At 34.5% G+C, this 20,806-nt stretch carries 25 protein-coding genes, 1 other RNA gene and 1 riboswitch; of the genes, 21 read left to right on the top strand and 5 right to left on the bottom strand.

The genetic code is table 11. From position 1 onward, the window contains the following. Nucleotides 1-116: 116 nt before the first annotated feature. Together ACE83Q_RS04415 and ACE83Q_RS04410 are read left to right on the top strand one after the other, a co-directional pair. Nucleotides 117-1,457, top strand: a complete 1,341-nt coding sequence (locus ACE83Q_RS04415) for a hemolysin family protein (protein WP_409021531.1) — start codon at nucleotides 117-119, stop codon at nucleotides 1,455-1,457. A gap of 170 nt (nucleotides 1,458-1,627) precedes the next feature. Continuing rightward, entirely contained in the window at nucleotides 1,628-2,167 is a 540-nt protein-coding gene (locus ACE83Q_RS04410) for a DUF1648 domain-containing protein (RefSeq protein ID WP_409021530.1), read from the top strand. Between the two features lie 72 nt (nucleotides 2,168-2,239). Here ACE83Q_RS04410 and nrdF read toward each other — a convergent pair whose 3' ends face one another. The 4 genes from nrdF to nrdH are packed head-to-tail and all read right to left on the bottom strand — an operon-like array spanning nucleotide 2,240 to nucleotide 6,013. Further along, nucleotides 2,240-3,232, bottom strand: a complete 993-nt coding sequence (nrdF, locus tag ACE83Q_RS04405; protein ID WP_409021529.1) for a class 1b ribonucleoside-diphosphate reductase subunit beta — start codon at nucleotides 3,230-3,232, stop codon at nucleotides 2,240-2,242. Between the two features lie 21 nt (nucleotides 3,233-3,253). Next, nucleotides 3,254-5,425 carry a class 1b ribonucleoside-diphosphate reductase subunit alpha gene (gene nrdE / locus ACE83Q_RS04400; RefSeq protein WP_409022812.1) on the bottom strand — a complete coding sequence of 724 codons (2,172 nt, stop codon included), beginning with the start codon at nucleotides 5,423-5,425 and terminating at the stop codon, nucleotides 3,254-3,256. Beyond that, nucleotides 5,403-5,783, bottom strand: coding sequence for a class Ib ribonucleoside-diphosphate reductase assembly flavoprotein NrdI (gene nrdI / locus ACE83Q_RS04395; protein WP_409021528.1), 381 nt, complete (start codon nucleotides 5,781-5,783; stop codon nucleotides 5,403-5,405). The genes nrdE and nrdI overlap by 23 nt, the downstream gene beginning before the upstream one ends. Beyond that, nucleotides 5,783-6,013 carry a glutaredoxin-like protein NrdH gene (gene nrdH / locus ACE83Q_RS04390; RefSeq protein ID WP_409021527.1) on the bottom strand — a complete coding sequence of 77 codons (231 nt, stop codon included), beginning with the start codon at nucleotides 6,011-6,013 and terminating at the stop codon, nucleotides 5,783-5,785. Before nrdH ends, nrdI begins: the two co-directional genes overlap by 1 nt. 213 nt (nucleotides 6,014-6,226) lie before the next feature. Here nrdH and ACE83Q_RS04385 point away from each other — a divergent pair, with 213 nt between their 5' ends. The 13 genes from ACE83Q_RS04385 to ACE83Q_RS04325 all read left to right on the top strand — a co-directional run bounded on the left by ACE83Q_RS04385 (nucleotide 6,227) and on the right by ACE83Q_RS04325 (nucleotide 14,669). Beyond that, a complete protein-coding gene (locus ACE83Q_RS04385) occupies nucleotides 6,227-6,829 on the top strand; it encodes a class I SAM-dependent methyltransferase (protein ID WP_409021526.1) in 603 nt (200 codons plus the stop codon). Then, entirely contained in the window at nucleotides 6,830-7,324 is a 495-nt protein-coding gene (gene tadA / locus ACE83Q_RS04380; protein ID WP_409021525.1) for a tRNA adenosine(34) deaminase TadA, read from the top strand. Between the two features lie 47 nt (nucleotides 7,325-7,371). Further along, nucleotides 7,372-7,458: signal recognition particle sRNA small type (gene ffs / locus ACE83Q_RS04375), an RNA gene on the top strand. 87 nt (nucleotides 7,459-7,545) lie between these two features. Further along, nucleotides 7,546-9,264, top strand: coding sequence for a DNA polymerase III subunit gamma/tau (gene dnaX / locus ACE83Q_RS04370; protein WP_409021524.1), 1,719 nt, complete (start codon nucleotides 7,546-7,548; stop codon nucleotides 9,262-9,264). Nucleotides 9,265-9,281: 17 nt separating this feature from the next. After that, nucleotides 9,282-9,596: a YbaB/EbfC family nucleoid-associated protein gene (locus ACE83Q_RS04365; protein WP_409021523.1), complete on the top strand. Its 315-nt coding sequence runs from the start codon at nucleotides 9,282-9,284 to the stop codon at nucleotides 9,594-9,596. 27 nt (nucleotides 9,597-9,623) lie between these two features. Continuing rightward, the gene (recR, locus tag ACE83Q_RS04360) at nucleotides 9,624-10,223 is read left to right on the top strand and encodes a recombination mediator RecR (protein WP_409021522.1); all 600 of its coding nucleotides are present in this window, start codon (nucleotides 9,624-9,626) and stop codon (nucleotides 10,221-10,223) included. Nucleotides 10,224-10,241: 18 nt separating this feature from the next. After that, entirely contained in the window at nucleotides 10,242-10,484 is a 243-nt protein-coding gene (locus ACE83Q_RS04355; RefSeq protein WP_409021521.1) for a YaaL family protein, read from the top strand. Nucleotides 10,485-10,648: 164 nt separating this feature from the next. Beyond that, nucleotides 10,649-11,290, top strand: a complete 642-nt coding sequence (gene tmk / locus ACE83Q_RS04350; protein WP_409021520.1) for a dTMP kinase — start codon at nucleotides 10,649-10,651, stop codon at nucleotides 11,288-11,290. A 19-nt stretch (nucleotides 11,291-11,309) separates the two neighbouring features. Continuing rightward, nucleotides 11,310-11,639 (top strand): cyclic-di-AMP receptor, encoded by a 330-nt coding sequence (locus tag ACE83Q_RS04345; RefSeq protein WP_409021519.1) that lies wholly within the window; start codon nucleotides 11,310-11,312, stop codon nucleotides 11,637-11,639. A gap of 12 nt (nucleotides 11,640-11,651) precedes the next feature. Continuing rightward, the gene (gene holB / locus ACE83Q_RS04340) at nucleotides 11,652-12,659 is read left to right on the top strand and encodes a DNA polymerase III subunit delta' (protein ID WP_409021518.1); all 1,008 of its coding nucleotides are present in this window, start codon (nucleotides 11,652-11,654) and stop codon (nucleotides 12,657-12,659) included. 22 nt (nucleotides 12,660-12,681) lie between these two features. Then, nucleotides 12,682-13,038: a DNA replication initiation control protein YabA gene (locus ACE83Q_RS04335; RefSeq protein ID WP_409021517.1), complete on the top strand. Its 357-nt coding sequence runs from the start codon at nucleotides 12,682-12,684 to the stop codon at nucleotides 13,036-13,038. After that, entirely contained in the window at nucleotides 13,035-13,916 is an 882-nt protein-coding gene (gene rsmI / locus ACE83Q_RS04330) for a 16S rRNA (cytidine(1402)-2'-O)-methyltransferase (RefSeq protein ID WP_409021516.1), read from the top strand. Before ACE83Q_RS04335 ends, rsmI begins: the two co-directional genes overlap by 4 nt. A 12-nt stretch (nucleotides 13,917-13,928) precedes the next feature. After that, a complete protein-coding gene (locus ACE83Q_RS04325; protein ID WP_409021515.1) occupies nucleotides 13,929-14,669 on the top strand; it encodes an acyl-[acyl-carrier-protein] thioesterase in 741 nt (246 codons plus the stop codon). Between the two features lie 61 nt (nucleotides 14,670-14,730). Here the strand turns inward: ACE83Q_RS04325 and ACE83Q_RS04320 are convergent, their stop codons facing one another. Further along, complete coding sequence (locus ACE83Q_RS04320) at nucleotides 14,731-15,708, bottom strand: asparaginase (RefSeq protein ID WP_409021514.1); 978 nt, start codon at nucleotides 15,706-15,708, stop codon at nucleotides 14,731-14,733. Between the two features lie 95 nt (nucleotides 15,709-15,803). Between ACE83Q_RS04320 and brnQ the strand changes: the two genes are divergently transcribed. The 6 genes from brnQ to rimI all read left to right on the top strand — a co-directional run bounded on the left by brnQ (nucleotide 15,804) and on the right by rimI (nucleotide 20,798). Beyond that, nucleotides 15,804-17,165 carry a branched-chain amino acid transport system II carrier protein gene (brnQ, locus tag ACE83Q_RS04315; protein WP_409021513.1) on the top strand — a complete coding sequence of 454 codons (1,362 nt, stop codon included), beginning with the start codon at nucleotides 15,804-15,806 and terminating at the stop codon, nucleotides 17,163-17,165. Nucleotides 17,166-17,228: 63 nt separating this feature from the next. Beyond that, nucleotides 17,229-17,327, top strand: a riboswitch (THF riboswitch). A gap of 40 nt (nucleotides 17,328-17,367) precedes the next feature. Next, nucleotides 17,368-17,889 carry a folate family ECF transporter S component gene (locus ACE83Q_RS04310; protein WP_409021512.1) on the top strand — a complete coding sequence of 174 codons (522 nt, stop codon included), beginning with the start codon at nucleotides 17,368-17,370 and terminating at the stop codon, nucleotides 17,887-17,889. A gap of 13 nt (nucleotides 17,890-17,902) precedes the next feature. After that, the gene (locus tag ACE83Q_RS04305; protein ID WP_409021511.1) at nucleotides 17,903-18,292 is read left to right on the top strand and encodes a tautomerase family protein; all 390 of its coding nucleotides are present in this window, start codon (nucleotides 17,903-17,905) and stop codon (nucleotides 18,290-18,292) included. Between the two features lie 121 nt (nucleotides 18,293-18,413). Continuing rightward, nucleotides 18,414-19,403 (top strand): UDP-glucose 4-epimerase GalE, encoded by a 990-nt coding sequence (gene galE / locus ACE83Q_RS04300; RefSeq protein WP_409021510.1) that lies wholly within the window; start codon nucleotides 18,414-18,416, stop codon nucleotides 19,401-19,403. Between the two features lie 122 nt (nucleotides 19,404-19,525). Further along, a complete protein-coding gene (tsaB, locus tag ACE83Q_RS04295) occupies nucleotides 19,526-20,248 on the top strand; it encodes a tRNA (adenosine(37)-N6)-threonylcarbamoyltransferase complex dimerization subunit type 1 TsaB (protein WP_409021509.1) in 723 nt (240 codons plus the stop codon). Then, complete coding sequence (gene rimI, locus ACE83Q_RS04290) at nucleotides 20,232-20,798, top strand: ribosomal protein S18-alanine N-acetyltransferase (protein ID WP_409021508.1); 567 nt, start codon at nucleotides 20,232-20,234, stop codon at nucleotides 20,796-20,798. Before tsaB ends, rimI begins: the two co-directional genes overlap by 17 nt. Nucleotides 20,799-20,806: the final 8 nt, after the last annotated feature.

Here is a 20,806-nt window from a genome sequence, read left to right as displayed (position 1 = left end):
TAGATTTAGATAGCCTTATTTCAGATATAATGATAAAGTGTTAACTAGTTTATGAACAATATTTTTGATATAATGGAAGTTAAGAAATTACAACAAATTGAAAGTAGGGTGTTACCTTGGATTCTGGTCCGGAAAATTATTTAGTGAACGTAATTGTTATAATCGCAATATTACTTTTGTCTGTGTTATTTACACTGACTGAGTATGCATTGGTTCGTGTCCGTATTAGTGCATTAAAAGATATGTATGGGAAGAAGCCGCTTAAAAATATTAAGCGGGCTATTCATATGACGGAGAACCTAACAGAGTATCTGTCAACGGCCCAAGTTGGTATCACTTCAACTAGTTTGATTCTTGGTTGGATTGGTGAAAAAACAATAGCAGATGCGATTATCCAATCAAATATATTACCCGCGGCTATGGCAAATGCTGTTGCATCGGTTGCTGCAATTCTTATTTTTACTGTTATTCATGCTGTTTTTACTGATTTAGTACCTAAAAATATTGCAATTGCAGATCCATTGCCAGTATTATTATTTATTGTCCGTCCTATTATGTTTTTCCATATTGTGTTATACCCATTAATTTGGATTTTAGATCGTTCAGCAAATTGGATTACGCATTTGTTAGGTTATGAAGTTGAAAATGAAGAAGATATTTATTCGCAAACTGAAATTCTCTCATTATCTCGATTATCCGCAAATGCTGGTGAACTTGATGAAGAAGATTTAACATTCATGCGACGAGCATTTGATATGAATGATAAAGTGGCAGAAGATATCATGATTGACCGAACATCTATGGTTGCAGTAGACGTAGACGATTCAATTAGAAACGTTGTTAATTTATATTGGAGAACTAGATATTCAAGGTTCCCAGTTATTGCTAACAATGATAAAGATAAGGTTATTGGATACGTTTATAGCTATGATTTATTGCGACAGGAAAAAATTGATAAAACAAATTTGATTTCAACAATTATGCGTGATATTCCGGCCGTTCAAGAAAATGCTGAAGTTCATAGTATTATGGACGTTATGGTATCTAAGCGAACACCAATCGTTATTGTCGTTAATGAGTATGGTGGGACTTCAGGAATTGTGACAGATAAAGATATCTATGAAGAATTATTTGGTGTTGTTAGAGAAGAATTTGATGATACAAATGATGATAATATCGTAGATATGGGTAACAATAAATTTAAAGTTTCAGGTAAAGTAACATTATATGATTTTGAAAGATATTTTGATACAACGCTTAAAGAAGCGGAAGAAAGTGAAGCGGTGACGCTTACTGGATTTGTGCTTAATAATGACTCAAAATTTCGAGCTAATGATGAAATGAAAATTGCTAATTTTAACATTAAGGCGTTGGATTATGAAAATGCTTATATTTCAGAATTTGAAGTAACTGTTTTACCAACAGATAAAAGAGCGATTAACAAAGTGAACGCTTGAAAGAATAGTATTTAGGGTTAGTTTTCAATTAGCTCTAAATACTATTTTTTTAACTATATTGCTAAAGAAATAAAGTATATCAACTGGTAAAAGTAGTAATCATTTTAGCTTGAATCAAGTAACTATTTCGACCTATTTAAAATAGTTATGATATCTGACAGGAGGAGACAATGATGAAAAATAAAAGGAATATCAGCGTCATTTTATTTGGATTTGTCCCAATGATTATGGGAGTAGTTTTGTATCACAAAATACCCGATAAAATTCCGATTCACTGGAATATAGCTGGGAATATTGATCAGTATGGTGGTAAAAATCTAGTTATTATTGGGTTCCCATTATTGATGATTTTAATCAGTGTGGTGATAATGGTAATAGATAGCGCTAATCGTCAAAATAAGAAACTAGATACAGCTATAATTTGGATTACGCCAATTTTATCAATAATTTTAGCAACAATGATGTATGCTACCGCGTTGGGACATCAAGTTAATATTATTGGTAGTGTTGCACTGATAGTGGGAACATTGCTGATTATCTTAGGAAACTACGCGCCTAAAACGGATCCTAATAAATATAGCAACTTTAGAACGAAAAAAATAACGCAGGATTCTAGTTATCGTGAGAAATTAAATCGTTTATCAGGTGTATGGATGGTCGTTATAGGAATATTGATGCTTTGTGCGGGAATAGTGGGAATATTACTGTAATTGTAAAGTTAAACCCGTTAAATAAAAAATCCTTACTATCAGCCTAAAAACTGATAGTAAGGATTTTTTTGTCTAACGTTTAGGACGACGTTTCATTTGGCCACTTTCACCAATTTCATAATCTGAATCATCCATTGATTCCACACTACCAAGTAAGTAGCCATTACCAACTTGAGAGAAGAAATCATGATTAGATGTTGATGTTGAAATTCCGTTCATAACAACGGGATTAACATCAGAAGCTGTATCAGGGAATAAAGGATCTTGGCCTAAATTCATTAATGCTTTGTTAGCATTGTAACGTAAAAAGGTCAAAACTTCTTCAGTCCAACCAACTTCATCATAAAGTTCATGAGTATATTTTTCTTCATTTTCATATAATTCAAATAGAAGGTCATACATCCAGGTCTTCATTTTACCTTGTTCTTCTTCAGAAAGTTCGTTGAAACCTAGCTGGAATTTATAGCCAATGAAGGTACCATGAACAGATTCATCACGTAAAATTAATTTAATAATTTCAGCAACGTTTGCCAATTTGTTATGGCCTAAATAGTAAAGTGGCGTATAGAAACCAGAGTAGAATAAGAACGTTTCAAGAAAAACAGAAGCAACTTTTTTCTCTAATGGTGACCCGTTTTGGTAAATACCATTAATACGTTGTGCCTTTTTTTGTAAAAATTCATTTTTGTCTGTCCATTCGAAAATTTCAGTAATCTCTGAAGCTGTATTCAATGTTGAAAAGATTGATGAATAACTTTTAGCATGAACAGATTCCATAAATTGAATATTATTTAAAACAGCTTCTTCATGAGCAGTCCGTGTATCATGACGCAACGCTTCCATCCCATCTTGTGATTGGACTGTATCCAACAATGTTAGCCCACCAAAATCATGCCCAACTAATGTTTTTTCTGCAGGGCTCAGCGTACGCCAATCATCTAAATCATTTGAAAGGGGGATACGTGTATCTAACCAAAATTGTTCTGTTAGTTTTTCCCAAGTTGCTTTATCAACTTGATCTTCAACTTCGTTCCAATTAATTGCTTTGTAACTATCATTATTCATTTAACTTTCCTCCGTTACAGTTTAGATAACACAACTCTCACAAGCATTTGCGCCAACTTCTTCTTGATCATCAGTAAAGGTTCTGATGTAGTAAATTGACTTAATACCTTTATTATACGCATAATTACGCAAAATGTTTAAGTCACGTGTTGTCATTTTATCTGTCCGACCATTTTTCCATTCATAGAGGCCTTCAGGAATCGTTGAACGCATGAATAAAGTTAAACTAAGTGATTGATCGATATGTTCCTGTGCAGCAGCGTAAACGTCAATAACTTTACGCATATCCATGTCGTATGCAGAAGTATAGTATGGAATCGTGTCATTTGAAAGGTAAGGAGCTGGATAGTAAATCTTTCCAATTTTCTTTTCTTGACGCTCTTCGATCCGGTTAATAATTGGGTGAAGACTGGCAGTAGTATCGTTAATATATGAAATAGAACCATTAGGTGCAACAGCCAATCTATTTTGATGATAAAGACCGTCAGCTTGAATATTAGCTTTCAAAGTCGCCCAATCTTCTTGATTAGGGATGTCGATACCATCAAATAAGGCAGCAACTTTATCAGAAGCAGGGCCCCAATCTTCGTTAAGATACTTATCAAAGTAGGTGCCAGTTGCATAAGTACTTTTCTCAAAGTTATGGAATGTTTCATTTTTTTCCTTAGCGATAGCATTTGATGATTTTAATGAGTAATAGTTAAGCATCATAAAATAAACACTAGTGAAATCGATTGAGTCTTCTGAACCATAATGCATATGGTTTTTAGCGAAGTAGGCATGTAAGCCCATAGCACCTAAACCGATGGTATGTGCTAAGTTATTTCCATGTTGAATAGGAGGCACAACATCAATATCTGAACTATCAGTTACAAAAGTTAAGGCGCGAACCATTGAATCAACTGAACGGCCAAAATCTGGAGAAGCCATCATATTAACAATGTTAGTTGAGCCTAAGTTACATGAAATATCAGTCCCCATAACATCGTAGCCTTGCGCATTATTCACAGTTGATGGTGTCTGAACTTGCATAATTTCTGAACAAAGATTACTCATAATTATTTTACCATCAATTGGGTTTGCGCGATTTGCAGTATCAACATTGACGATATAAGGATAGCCAGATTCTTGTTGCAGTTTAGAAATTTCAGTTTCTAATTCGCGGGCAAGAATCGTTTTTTTACTAATATTTTTGTTGGCAACCATATTATCATATTCTTTTGTGATATCAACATAGGAATAAGGGACTCCATATTCTCTTTCAACACCGTAGGGATCGAAAAGATACATCGTTGCATTATCTTTAATGAGTTCATAAAATTTATCAGGTACGGTAATACCTAATGATAAAGTTTTAACACGGATTTTTTCATCAGCATTTTCTTTTTTAGCTGACAAGAAAGCAACAATATCTGGATGGAAGACGTCTAAATAGACAACTCCAGCACCTTGTCGCTGTCCTAATTGGTTAGAATATGAAAAACTATCTTCTAATAATTTCATAACGGGTAGGACACCAGAAGCAGCGCCTTCAATCCCTTTAATTGGTGCACCAGCGCCACGTAAATTACTGAGCGTAATACCAACACCACCACCAATTCGTGATAATTGAAGTGCTGAGTTAATGCCACGTCCAATACCATTCATATCATCAGTAATTTGAATTAAGAAGCAAGAAACTAATTCGCCACGACGCTTACGACCTGCATTTAAGAAACTAGGTGTAGCTGGTTGGTAACGTTGGTGAATCATTTCGTCAGCTAAATTCATTGCTAGATCTGTATTGCCATCAGCAAAATAAAGAACATTCATTGCAACACGATCAATATAATTTTCAAGATAGTAGGCATTATTATCAGTTTTAAGTGCATATTGAGCGTAAAATTTGTAGGCAGCCATAAATGTGCCAAAATGGAATTTTTGAGCTGCTAAATAAGTGTACAGCTCCTCTATAAATGAGAAGTCATATTTATTATAAAAATCAGTTTCAATATAGTTGTTGTCAATTAAATAATCAAAACGTGCTTTTAGTGAATCAAATTGCATTGTATTTTCAGCAACATTTTCTTTTAAAAAGGCAGTTAAGGCCTCTTGATCTTTTTGAAGTGGAATTTGACCGTCTACGGGAATATTAATTTCATTATTTAAGTCATAATAAGTGACTTTATCACTATCTAACGTTTTTAATGTCAATTTCATCAACTACTTTCTTCATATTGATTACATCTTCTTCAGTGCCATTGAATTCAAATTCATATAATAATAGGACGTGATAGTCGGTTGCGATATCTTTTGCTGTAAAAATAAAAAGTTGGGCGAAGTTCCGGTTCCCACCGCCAACAACACCCAGTATATTTTCTCTATTTGATTGATATTCAATAAAGTCGTTGACCGATTCAGTGAGCCCGATTTCATATGTTGGAACAATTAAAATATAGGGTTCATTTAATTCAATAAGCGGGTTTGTTGGATCAATTTCAAATGAAGGATAGCCAATCTTATTGATAAAGCGTCGTGTTTGCCCAGTAATGCTAAAGAAAACAATTTTCATTAGACTGCCAACTTTTTAAGCATATCAGGACGAAATCCGGCGATGGTATCAAATCCAGTAGCTTCTACAACAGGAACAGCTTGGAAACCTTGGCCTTTCAAGTAATCTATAGCGTTGTCGTCTTCGGAAATGTTACGTTCGTTAAATTCTACGTTGTTTTCTTTTAAGAAGCGTTTTGTCATTTTGCATTGGATGCAGTTATTTTTTGTAAATACAGTAACTTTTTTCATTATATAAATCCTCCTCTGTTATTTTGTTAAGTAAGATAAGTATACAGCACACAAACTAAAAATCAATTGAAAAAAACACCACATTTAGTGTGATTTTAAGTTGCATCACACAAGATGTAGTGTTCAAGGTCTTGGATTGTTTATATTAAATTTTGATTGCGAAAATTCGATTTTCTCCGTATTATAGAAACTATTGAGAAAGTAGGTAAAAATATGACGAACTATTATTTTACGAAAAATCCAGATGTTATTCATGATGAAAAAGAATGGACATTTAAACTGTTGAACAACGAATTTAAGTTTACCACAGATAATGGTGTGTTTTCAAAAAAAACAGTCGATTTTGGTTCAAGAGTTTTATTAGATGCAGTTGAGCAACAAGAAATAATTCCGGGAAATATTTTAGATGTTGGATGTGGGTACGGTCCAATAGGTCTTGCTATAGCCAAGAGTCAACCTGAACGAAAAATAGATATGACAGACGTAAATGAATTAGCATTAGAATTAGCAAAGAAGAACGCGGTAATCAATAAAATTACTAATATAGAAGTTTTTGAATCTGCCGCATACAGTCATGTAACAAAGACGGATTATGCTGCAATTCTTACAAATCCACCTATTAGAGCAGGTAAAGAGGTTGTTCATGAAATTTTAAGCGGCGCATTCGACCATTTAAAAGTTGGCGGACAATTGTTTGCTGTATTACAAAAGAAACAAGGAGCAAGTTCGGCTCAAAAAAGAATGACTGAAGTTTTTGGTAATTGTGACATTATTTTAAAAGATAAAGGTTACTATATTTTAATGAGTGTGAAGTAAATGGTAGAAAAATTAACTGAAGAACAAAAAGAATTTTTTATGCGTGAAGCTTTGTATGAAGCAAGAAATGCAAAAATTATTGGTGAAGTACCAATTGGCTGTGTTGTTGTCCAAAATGGTGAGATTATCGGACGAGGCCATAATATTCGGGAACACGTGCAAGATGCAACCCTACACGCTGAAATTTTAGCCATCCAAGAAGCCTGTGCTACGATTCATAGCTGGCGTCTTGTAGATGCGCAATTATTCGTAACATTAGAACCATGCCCAATGTGTAGTGGTGCGATTATTAATTCAAGAATCCCAGAAGTTTACTTTGGTGCATTTGATCCTAAAGCAGGAACTGCAGGTAGCATTGGGAACTTATTAACGGATGAACGATTTAATCATCAAGCAAAAGTAGAATCTGGATTATTATTAGATGAAGCTAAAGACCTGCTCCAATCATTCTTTAGAGAAGTTCGACGTAAAAGAAAAGAAAAAAAGCAATCATAAAGGTAGCTTTTTGTTGGAATTTAATGTATTATAATAATTGCCGCAAGGCCTTAAGGCAATAGTGTGCTTACGAATTGTGTCAGATCCGGAAGGAAGCAGCACTAAGTTTGATTCACTTTGTGCCTTAAGTAATTATGATTATTTAAGACTCTTAGTCAGAAATGGCTGAGAGATTTTTTTATTTAAAAAGCTATTTATAGATTTTGAAAGGAGAGATTGTGATGAGTTACCAAGCTTTATACCGTGTCTGGCGTCCGCAAAAATTTACTGATTTAGTTGGACAAAACATGATTACGCAGACGTTGAAAAATGCAATTATGACACAGCAAACAAGTCATGCATACATTTTTAATGGTCCACGTGGAACAGGTAAAACGTCCGCAGCTAAAATTTTTGCTAAGGCAGTTAATTGTCACTTCCAGGAAAATGGCGAACCATGTAACAAATGTGAGACATGTATCGCTATTACGAATGGTCAATTAAACGATGTTATCGAAATTGATGCCGCTTCTAATAATGGGGTTGAAGAAATTCGTGATATCCGTGACAAAGTAAAGTACGCACCCACACAAGCTGATTTTAAAATCTATATTATTGATGAAGTTCATATGTTATCTACGGGTGCTTTTAATGCACTGTTGAAGACGCTTGAAGAACCACCTGAAAATGTTATTTTTATTCTTGCCACAACGGAACCACATAAAATTCCAGCGACCATTATTTCCAGAACTCAGAAATTTGATTTCAAGCGTATTACGCCAGCTGACAGTTATGAACGAATGGTTTATATTTTGACAGAAAAAGGAATTGAATATGAAGAACCAGCGCTTAAAGTTATTGCTAAAGCAGCTGAAGGTGGAATGCGGGATGCTTTAAGTATTTTAGATCAGGTCATTTCATTCGGTGATAACAAGGTGACTTTAGATAATGCTTTGCTAGTAACCGGTAGTGTAACACAGGATAAAATACAGAATTACGTCACGGAAGTTAGTCAAAAAGCGACTACTGAGGCATTAGAAACGATACAAGCAATTATAGACGAAGGTAAAGATTCAACTAGATTAATCGAAGATTTAATTGCCTATAGTCGTGATTTACTATTATATCAGCAAGCACCAGCACTCATTAATCAACTAGAATTAGGGATGGTTAATGATGATTTTAAAAAATTATCACAGACTATTTCTGCTGATTTCTTATACCAAATGATAAACGTTTTAAACGAGATTCAACAACAAATGCGATTTACGACACATCCAGATGTTTATTTAGAAGTGTTAACAATTCGATTATCACAATTTAATACCTCTGATACGACTACGGAGACGATTCAATCAGAATTAAGTTCAGATGCATCTGAACAAATTAATAATTTAACAAAAACAGTTGAAGACTTGAAAAAGCAAATAATTGATTTTTCAAGTCAGAATGATAATCAACCGCAAGTGGCAGTAATAGCTAAGCCTAAAAAAGTTGCCTCTACTCAAAAAAAAGCAACATTAAATTTATCTCAAATTTATCCTATTTTAGATCACGCAACAAAAGAAAGTTTGGTACAATTAAAACAGGTTTGGCCAGAGTTGTTGCAGCAACTATCAGTTACACAACGTGCGATTATGCAAGCTAGTGAACCGGTTGCGGCTAGTCCTGATAGTGTACTTGTTAGTTTTAATTACGAATTTTTGTCTGTCAAAGCTTCAAGTGATACAGAATTACTCGATGCTTTAGGTAATGGGTTAGATCGATTATTACATCATGTCCCCAAGGTGGTCTGCATTACAGCAGAACAATGGCCAGAAGTCCGAAAATCTTACATTAAACAAAATGAGCACGAGGGAACCGAAACAATTATTGAGCCAGAACCTGAAGTTGTAGAACCAATTGTTTCAAAAGCTGAAGAAATTTTTGGAACAGAAAATATAGAAATTAAACAGGATTAGAAAGGAAGTAATTAATAATGATGCGTGGAAATGGTAATATGCAAGGTATGATGAAACAAATGCAAAAATTACAAAAGGATATGACAAAGGACCAAGAGGCTTTGAATGCAACTGAATTCGTTGGTGAGGCTTCAAATGATTTAGTTAAGGTAACCTTTACAGGGGACAAAAAAATGACTGATATTATGATTAAAGAAGAGGCGGTCGATCCTGATGATGTTGATATGTTACAAGATTTAATTATTATGGCTGTTAATGATGCTATGACAAAAATTGAAAAAACAACAACTGATAAATTGGGTAAATATTCTCAAGGGATGCCTGGACTATAAACTTAAAATTAAAGAAGGCTAAAGAAAATGCAATATCCTGAACCTATCGCAAAATTGATTGAAAGTTATATGAAATTACCAGGTATTGGTGGTAAAACTGCTACAAGATTAGCTTTTTTTACAATTGATATGGATGAAGATGATGTCACCGATTTTGCTAAATCACTGATATCTGCCAAACGAGACCTACATTATTGTAGTATCTGTGGCAATATTACTGAAGAAGATCCTTGTCAGATTTGTTCTGATTCATCACGTGATCAAACAAAAGTTATTGTTGTAGAAGAACCTAAAGATGTGATGTCTTTAGAAAAAATGAAAGAGTATCACGGCTTGTATCACGTGCTTCATGGTGTATTATCACCAATTGAAGGTAAAGGACCTGAAGATATTAATATCACAAGTTTATTAACACGTCTTCAATCGCATCCCGATATGCAGGAAGTTATTATTGCGACAAATGCAACGCCAGAAGGTGAAGCAACGTCAATGTATTTATCGAGATTGATTAAACCGGCTGGCATTAAAGTGACAAGATTGGCCCATGGACTATCTGTAGGCAGCGATATTGAGTACGCAGATGAAATGACGTTGTTCAAAGCGATTGAAGGACGTACTGAAATATAGAAATGAGCTGACGGTGTAATGTTTAATAAAAAAACAAAACTTAAATTACGTAAAGAATATGACGCTAAGTTGCTAGAGTCAATTGATCTCGCTAAATTAGCCTGGGATCAGGCAAAACAAACTGAAGAGGCTATTTACGAAGTTGATGAAGAATTAATTAATGAAACACAGATGGCAAGAAAAAGATATTTCTTTCTCTATAATGAAGCGCGTGTTCGTGCAGTTAAAGGGCATATGCAAGCTTCAGTAATTACACATTAAATTAGAAAGAACGTTGAGACAATTCGCCTAACTTGTCTTGGCGTTTTTTTGTGAATTACTGATTAGATTTATTAAATAAGAGATAGTATACTAATAGTAGGTTTATCTTATGGACAGGTTTTTAAGATTCAAGTACAATAATAATAAGTATTGGGGTCGTTAATGTGACTGGAAAATTTATAACGATTGAAGGGCCAGATGGGTCCGGTAAAACAAGTGCTTTAAAAGGTATTATAAAAAAGATACAAAATAATTTGGTAAAAGAATTAGTTATAACACGTGAACCAGGTGGAAGTCCGATATCTGAAGCCATTCGTGAAGTTGTCTTAAATCAAGATTATCCAGAGATGGATAAACGAACTGAAGCATTATTATTTGCAGCATCAAGACGTCAACATATCGCAGAAATAATTTTGCCAGCACTTAAGGAAGATAAAATTGTTATATGTGATCGTTATGTTGATAGTTCAATTGCTTACCAAGGCGCTGGTAGAGATATCGGAACGCAAGCGGTTGCTGATATGAACCTATTTGCAACAAATGGAACAGAACCTGATTTAACTTTATACTTTGACGTACCATCAGAAATTGGATTAAAACGAATTTTTGAGCATCGTCAAAATGAAATAAATCGTTTAGATGATGAAAAGTTAGAGTTCCATCAAAAAGTACGCAAAGCATACCAACAATTAGCAGTAAAAAATCCAGAACGTATTATAACCATTAATGCGGCACAACCGTTGGATAAAGTAATTGATGATTGTATTGACGTTCTGAAGAAAAAATTACCCGAGTCTTTTAAATAAATGAAATGAGGGAATTCAAATGAAATTAATTACAGCGATTGTCCAAGATAAAGATAGTAACCGACTAAGCAATATATTTATAGATTCAAATGTTCGTGCAACAAAACTATCAACAACTGGTGGTTTTTTAAAGTCTGGTAATACAACCTTTTTAATTGGTATTGAAGATGAACGTGTTGATGAGGTGTTACAAATCATTAAAGAGACATCATCAACGCGTGAACAATTTATGGCACCTCCTGTTAATTTAGATGTTTCAATGGATGCACAAGTACCATTTCCATTAGAAGTCCAAGTTGGTGGCGCAACAGTATTTGTCTTACCAGTAGAAGAGTTTCATCAATTTTAGGAGTAAATAGTAATGGCAGAATTAGCTGATGAAACCAGTAATATTAAAATTCAAGAATTACAGCCCAAATTAATTGAACATTTTGAAAAATTGATAACAACAAATAAATTAGCCCATGCTTATCTATTTTCCGGACCAGAAGGTATTGGTAAGGTTGAATTAGCACAATGGATTGCAATGCGACTCTTTTGTACTGCTAACGAGGATCAAAAACCTTGTGGTGTATGTGGAGAATGCCAACGAATTCTGTCGGGTAATCACCCTGATATCGTGAGTGTTAAGCCCGAAGGTCAGTCAATTAAAGTTGATCAAATTCGGTTTTTGAAATCAGAATTTTCAAAAAGTGGTGTTGAAGGTAGCCAAAAGATTTTTATAATTGAAAAAGCTGAGAGTATGACAGCTAGTGCTGCGAACAGTTTACTTAAATTTTTAGAAGAGCCTGTTGGAAATGTGAAAGCTTTCTTATTAACAGAAAATAAAAATCAAATTTTGCCAACTATCCAATCACGGTGCCAACTGGTTAATTTTGTCGCACTCTCTCAAGAAAAATTGATTCAAAATTTATTAAATCAAGATATCTTGAAAGATCAGGCTCAGTTACTTGTTCATGTAACTGAGAGTACAAGCCATGCTGTAGCGTTAGCACAAGATGAAAATTTTACTGAAATGACAAATCAAGTTTGGAATTGGTTCAGCAGATTATTGAAAAATGATGCCGAAAGTTTTATTTTGGTACAAACAAAATTGGTCCCATTCGCAAAAGAAAAACAACAACAGGTATTGATGGTTGATTTAATGGTACTATTAGCGCGTGATTGTTTACTTGTCCGTTATGATCGTAAAGAACAAGTGAGTTTTTCTAATCGCTTAACTGAGATTGGTAAAGTAACCCAGATGATTAGTGATAAAAAGTTAATTGCTATATTAGATGGTTGTTTACAAATTAAAGCGATGCTCCAAATAAATATGACATTTCAAAGTGCAATTGAAGTAACAACGTTAAAATTAATAGACTTATAAAATATGAAATGAAGGTGATTTTGTGGATAAGCGTCAACTATATGATAATTTTATAGCTATCGAGGAAGAAATGAAAAAAATGTTATCGAGTTTTGAAACAATAAAATCCGATATGACTGGTGTTCTTGAGAATAATGCTGAATTGGAGATTGAAAACCAACATTTAAGAGAACGATTAAGTGAAATAGAGCGACAAACGTCTAAGGATTTTAATGAATCTTCCGATGCAAATCTGTCAAAATCACGTCAAAATTTAGAAAAACTATATGATCAAGGTTTTCATGTTTGCAATATTGAAGGGATGTACGGATCACGTCGAGTCGATGATGAACCTTGTGCTTTCTGTTTAGATTTAATTTATGGGGAGCGCGAAGTATGAGCGAAATAGCAGCACAAAGCAGTTTTCAAGGTAAAGGGACAACTGGGTCATTATATTTAGTACCGACACCAATTGGTAATTTATCTGATATGACGTTTAGAGCGATTGATATTTTAAAAGAGGTTGACTACATAGCAGCCGAAGATACACGGAACACACAAAAATTATTAAATCATTTTGAGATTGAAACAAGTCAATTGAGTTTTCATGAACATAATACGCAAGAACGTATTCCGCAATTTGTTGATAAAATATTGGCTGGTCAATCAATCGCACAAGTTAGTGATGCAGGAATGCCATCAATTAGTGACCCTGGGCATGATCTTGTTAAAGCGTGTATTGAAGCCAAGATTCCAGTTGTGCCACTTCCTGGGGCAAATGCCGGAATCACTGCATTAATAGCTTCTGGATTAGCGCCACAACCGTTCTTATTCTATGGTTTTTTATCGCGAAAACCTAAGAGTCAAAAAGAAGAATTAGCTGAGTTAAAAAATCAAACAATGACGCTTATTTTTTATGAAGCACCACATCGCCTGAAAAAAACATTAACACAAATAGCTGCCAGCCTTGGTGGCCAGCGTAAAGTTGTACTATGCCGAGAATTAACCAAACGTTATGAGGAATTTTTGCGTGGAACACTGGACGATGCTATTGAATGGGCTGGCTCAGAGCAAGTCCGTGGAGAATTTTGTGTAATTGTTGAAGGAAACGATTCGCCAGAAGCAACGGAAGTTGATCATCTGGCTAATATGTCAATTGAAGAACAAGTTGATTATTTGATTGAAACAGGTATGAAAACTAATGATGCGATAAAAGAGATTGCTAAGAAACAAGAGATGAAAAAACAAGAAGTTTATAATCTGTATCATCAGATTTAAGGAGTGAACATATTGGCAGATAATAAATTTAGTGAGCTGCATCGTGCGGTTTACTATGAAGGCGATAAAAGTGGTCGTGTGACAGTAGCAATGCTAATTAACATGATTATTTTGGTTTCAACAGACCAAAGTGATAGCTTAGGAATTACTGAAAAAGACCTAACAAATTTAGGCTTTGGTTGGGTTATTACACAATACCTTATTGATATTTCGAGAATACCACATATTGATGAAAATTTAACATTAACTACTGAGGCTGTTTCATACAATCGTTTCTTCTGTTACCGAGATTTCTGGGTTCATGATGAAGCAGGTAATGAGTGCGCACATATTCATGCTGTATTTGTTTTAATGGATCATAAAACACGTAAAATGACTCGTGTATTGCCAGAAGTTATTGAACCTTTTGGTGCTGAATATACACGAAGAATTGAACGTTTGGAGAAACCAGTTGGTATCATGAAAGAAGATACAATAGCTGCTAAAAAATCATATGACGTTCGATTCTTTGATATTGATCCAAATCAGCATGTGAACAATTCAAAATATTTTGATTGGTTATTGGATTCATTGTCAGAAGACTTCTTAATGTCACATGATTTAAAACATATGAATATTAAATATGAAAAAGAAATTCACTATGGTCATAAGATTGATAGTCTCGTTGTTATTGATAACTTAACAACACATCACCAGATTAAAATTGGCGATGATGTTTATTGTGAAGCTGACTGTGAATGGACGAAACGTTAGAATGAAAAATGCTCTGAGTAACTGGAAGTCTATCCAGTTACTCAGAGCATTTTTTATATTTTTATGATAAAGCATCTGCGACATAAATTGAGAGTTCTTCTTTTTCAAGACCAGCACTTAATCCAACCAATAGTTTAATTCTTGCTTTTTGACCATTTAAGCCACGACAGAAGATGCCACCCATTTTTTTCAATTGAACGCCACCACCTTCGTAGTCGTAAACATCTTGTGCCACGCCATTAAAGCAACGTGAAACAATCACAACTGGAATGTCGCGATCAATTAGTTTTTGAAGGTTAGCTAAAACTTGTGGGGGGAGATTTCCTGCACCAAGAGCTTCAATGACAATACCGTTCGTTTGGTCATTATCAAGAAATCCAAGTAAATCAGCATCCATTCCAGCATAAGCCTTAATTAAATAAACATGGTCAACAACTTTATCAATTGCTAAGCAAGTCTGGCTTAGTAATTCGGCAAAAAAGGTAACGTTATCCTTAGCGATGCTACCAATTGGTCCAAATGTTGGTGTTCTAAAAGTTGCGACATTTGTGGTATGTGTTTTTGTTACGTAGCGCGCTGTATGAATTTCATCATTCATAACAACTAAGACCCCTTTATCAACTGCATCATCACTTGCTGCAGTTAAGATGGCTGTTTGAAAATTGTGTAAGCCATCTGAGCCTATTTCATTTGCAGAACGCATTGCACCTGTTAAAACGACAGGTAGATGGTTCGGTAATGTAAGATCTAAAAAATAAGCAGTTTCTTCTAATGTATCCGTACCGTGAGTAATAACAATGCCATCAATCGCTTCCTCAGATGCACGCATAATTCTTTTTTGAACAATTAGCATCTCTTTGGGGCCAATATGTGGAGATGGTAAGTTAAAAACATTTTCAGTGATTAAATCAAAACGATCACCAAATGGATTTTCAACTTGGTTTAAAGGGTTTTCTGCACCAGGTGCAACTGCGCCTGTTTCTTGATTTTCAGACATGGCGATTGTACCACCAGTGTGTAAAATTAATATTTTTTTCATATTTTCCTCCTTGCTGACACTTAGATTATACATATTATATTGTACTTTGACTATGAATTTGTTACTGTATATGAACAGATAAGGTGGTTATGAGAATGAAAGAAAAACAATTAAGTAAGAATGAGTATTTATTTATTAGTTCAATGTTATTCGGTTTATTTTTTGGTGCGGGAAATTTAATTTTTCCAGTCTTTGTAGGTCAACAATCCGGACAAAACCTGTGGATAGGTAATTTAGGTTTTCTAATTGCTGGCGTTGGGTTACCTTTTTTAGGTGTAATCGCTATTGGATTGTCTAAAAGTAGGGGAGTTTTTGATTTAGCCTCTAAGGTTAATCGAACGTATGGCATAATTTTCACAATGCTGCTCTATCTAACTATTGGACCGCTATTTGCAGGCCCAAGGTCAGCGACAATTCCGTTTGAAATCGGAATTGCACCACATATTAAAGCCAGCCAACACTCTATTTGGCTATTATTATTTTCAATTTTATTCTTCACAATAGTTTGGCTTTTGGCAGTTAAACCAACCAAGATATTAGTCTATGTTGGTAAGTATTTAAATCCCATATTTTTATGTGCATTGGCTATTTTATTGTTATTTGTATTTATTAAACCAATGGGTAATTTTTCAGATTTCCCCGCAACAAGTTCTTACCAGAATGGTGCTTTTATGTCTGCTTTTGGGCAAGGATATTACACTATGGATGCACTCGCTGGTTTGGCTTTTGGTATTATTATTGTAGATACAATTAAAGATTTAGGTATTACAAATCCTAAATCGATTACTAAAGGGATTATCTATTCTGGTAGTATCAGTGTTATTTTGATGGGAGTCATCTATACTTGCTTGGCATATCTGGGAGCAACGAGTCTGGGTGTATTTCCACATTCTGGTAATGGTGGTGCTATTTTAGCTCAAGTTGCTCAACGTTATTTTGGTCAATTTGGAAGTTTCTTTCTTGCTGCAATTATTGTTGTTGCTTGTATTAAAACAGCAATTGGCGTGACTAGCGCATGTGCTAAAACATGTGTTGAAATTATTGGTCGTGGTAGCTACAAATTGTATTTAACACTGGGATGTGTGATTAGTTGTTTAATTGCCAACGTTGGGTTAGATCAATTAATTACATTGTCAACACCAGTTTTGATGTTGCTTTACCCACTTGCCATTGTATTGATGATTGCTGCCTGTTTAGAACCTACTTTAAATAAGTATGACTTAAAAGTCAGCATTATCTACAAATGGTTAACCGTTCTAACGCTCTTTAGTGCTATTTTTGATGGACTAAACGCGATGCCAATTTCAATTAAAAATTTAGCCTTTGCTAAAAATATGTTAGCCTTTGCAAATCATTATTTACCGCTGTTTAATATTGGCTTAAGTTGGATAGTTCCTGCTGCATTAGGATTACTCATGGGATTAATTTTTATGATTCGTGAAAAGAAAATAAATTAAAAAGAAACACCCAAAGTTATTTTCTTTTTAGTGGTATACTACACAAGTAGTAAAATACAAAATTTCGGGGTAGAGAATACAGCGTTAAGTGCCAAAAGGACGGAATGTGTCTTTTGGACGAAGGCTAGCGATAGCTGCGGTTGTGTTCTCGCATTCGCCGCATACCACAATGTGGCAACTCCAACGAGGAGATGTCTGAATCATGGAAAATTTAACAAAGAGATTAACCGCAAAGAATATAGCGGTGATGGGTCTATTATTGGCTGGTCAAATTATTCTAACTAATTTATTATCGTATCAGGTATTAACGTTACGGATAAGTTTCACTTTTATTGCGACTTATCTATTAGCGGCGTGGTTTGGTCCATTACTGGGTGGTATTGGTTCTGTTTTATCGGATTTACTTGGGACAGTATTATTCAGTAAAGGAGGTACTTTCTTCTGGGGATTCTCGCTATCTGCTTTCTTAGGTGCGTTTTTCTATGGACTTGTATTTTATAAAAAACCATTTACGTTACCGCGAATTATTATTGCCGTATTAATCAATGTCGTTGTTATTGATTTATTGTTAAATACATTTTGGCTAGTATTAATGTACCAGTCACCTTGGACAATTATCTATGCACGTGCCATTAAAGATTTAATTTTAATTCCAATTCAAATTATTTTGTTATACATTGTTGGGAATAATAAACAAATCCAAAGATTAGGTAAACGATTATAGGAGGATTCAATCTATGCCATTGATGAAAATTGATATGATTGAAGGCCGTTCTGAAGGCCAAATAAAAGAAATTTTAGATATCGCTTATGATGTGATGCTTAATTCATTTGGCGCACCAGTTGGTGATAGATATCAAATTGTCACTCAACATCCAATAAATGAAATGCAAATTTTAGATACTGGGCTTGGATTTAAGCGCACAAAGGAAGTATTGGTTTTTAGTTTAACAACGCGACCAAGAACAACAGAGCAAAAAGAAGCCTTCTATCAACAGTTAATGCAACAGTTACAAATAAAAGTTGGATTGAGACCAGAAGATTTAATGATTAATTTAACAACTAATACTGATGAAGATTGGAGCTTTGGTATGGGCCAAGCACAATTTTTAACAGGTGACTTATAGAAACTAACCAGACGGCGAATTTATTTTCGCCGTCTATTTATTTGCTAAAGAAGGGTGAATCACTGATAAATTTACTAAAATAAGTTATAATAAAGAAAATAAACTATTTGGAGGAATTTAAATGTCAATTTTAGTTTTGGGTGGCGCAGGTTACATCGGTTCACATACTGTTGATCAATTAGTAGAAAATAATCGCGATGTTGTGGTTGTTGATAACTTAGTGACAGGGCACATAGAAGCTGTTAATAAAAAGGCTAAATTTTATCAGGGAGACATTGCAGATAAAGATTTTATGCGAAATGTTTTCAAAAATGAGGATATTGAAGCAGTTATTCATTTTGCGGCTTCATCTCTTGTTGGTGAATCAATGGTAAAACCATTAAAATATTTTGACAATAATACAGCAGGGATGATTCATTTACTTGAAGTCATGACTGAAGTTGGTGTTAAGAAAATCGTCTTTTCTTCAACAGCTGCAACGTATGGTGAACCTAAAGTTGTCCCAATTCATGAAGACGACCCTCAAATTCCAACAAATCCATATGGTGAAAGTAAATTAGCCATGGAAAAAATTATGCACTGGACTGATGTTGCAGATGGTGTTAAGTTTGTCGCATTACGTTATTTCAATGTTGCTGGATCAAAACCAGATGGTAGCATCGGTGAAGATCACAATCCCGAAACACATTTAATTCCAATTATTTTACAAGTTGCTAACGGAGAACGTGAAAAATTACAAATTTTTGGGGATGATTATGATACTAATGATGGTACAAACGTCCGTGATTATGTGCATGTTCTTGATTTAGCAGATGCACATATCCGTGCTTTAGATTACTTACTTGCGGGAAATGAAAGTAATGCCTTTAATCTAGGTTCATCTAATGGATTTTCAAATATGGAAATCTTAGAAGCAGCTCGTCGTGCAACAGGTAAAGAAATCCCTGCAGAAATTGCACCACGTCGTGCAGGGGATCCCTCGACTTTAGTTGCAGCAAGTGAAAAAGCACATGAAATTCTTGGTTGGGCTCCTAAGTATGAAAATATGGAAGATATCATTAAAACGGCATGGACTTTTGAACAGACACATCCAAATGGATTTTCAAAATAAATTAATTATTAACGATAGGACAATTATTTGTCCTATTTTTTTGTTAATTTTCTCTTAGAAAAAATTTGTGATACTACTTTTGTGCTAAAATGTTAACAAAGCAGAGATAAAGGAAGATATGAATGAAAATTTTAGCAATTGATACATCGAATATACCACTCAGTGTCGCTGTTTTAGAAGATAGGGCACTATTAGCAACAATTACAACAAATATAAAAAAAAATCATAGTATTACATTGATGCCAGCAATTTCTGATGTCATGAAATTAGCAGGTGTTAAGCCGGCAGAACTAGACCGAATTGTAGTTGCACAAGGGCCAGGATCTTTTACAGGTCTTAGGATTGGTGTTGCCACAGCTAAAACACTTGCATTTACATTAGACTGTGAATTAGTTGGTGTCTCTAGTTTAGCAATGTTGGCTGCAGGCATTTCCACAAATGGTGAGTCTGATATTGTGCCGTTATTTGACGCACGTAGGAATTACGTATTCTCAGGTTTGTATAAAAATGATACTGAGCTTGTAAATGAATTACCAGATCAGCATAGAGAACTTGTGACTTGGATGAATGAATTAAAAGAGCGTAATCGACCACAAATTTTTGTTGGAACTGATGTCGATTTATTTAAAGAACAAATTATCGATATTTTAGGTGATCAGGCACAGTTTCCAGCTTCATTTTTAAATATTCCTCAGGCATTTGTTTTGGGATTAATCGGTAAAGATAAAGAGCCCGTTGATCAGGAGACATTTATACCAAATTATTTGCGATTAACGCAAGCAGAGACGCAATGGTTAGAAACCCATTCAGATAAGGATCATAATACCTATGTTGAAAAAATTTAAAGCACGAGTGAAACAAATTATTCCAGAATTAAGACCAGATGAACCTGTTAGGACATTAGTTTTTCAGAATCATAGAATTCAAATTAGAAATGAAAGTTATTTTATGACGCGTGCCGTTGTACCTGATATTCCGGAACTACTTGAGATTGAAAAAGCAGTTTATGGTGGAAAATCACCATGGAGCGCAAAAATATTTGAAGGCGAAATTTGCCAAAAAAGCAAAACACTTTATTTAGTCTTACGTAAGGAAGATAAAATGTTAGGCTTTATTGGTTGTTCAACGGATGCAATAACAGGAGACGTTCATATTGCGAATATTGCTGTTTTACCGGAATGCCAAGGTAGAGGGATGGGAAACTTTTTGGTAACGTCTATTACAAGGCGTGCTCGTTTAATGAAATTTAGAACGGTTAGTTTAGAGGTTCGCCGCGATAACCAGACGGCTTTAAATCTATACCACCAACTAGGATTTACTAAAGTGGGTATCCGAGAAAATTATTATATTGAAGATGGGCAAGATGCTGTTGATATGTTGCTTAAATTAAAATAAAGGAATAT

The sequence above is a fragment of the Dellaglioa kimchii genome (assembly GCF_046115505.1).
GTDB lineage: Bacteria > Bacillota > Bacilli > Lactobacillales > Lactobacillaceae > Dellaglioa > Dellaglioa kimchii.
The sequence above is the reverse complement of the archived record's forward strand: the minus strand, read 5'-3'. Positions and strand labels throughout refer to the sequence as shown.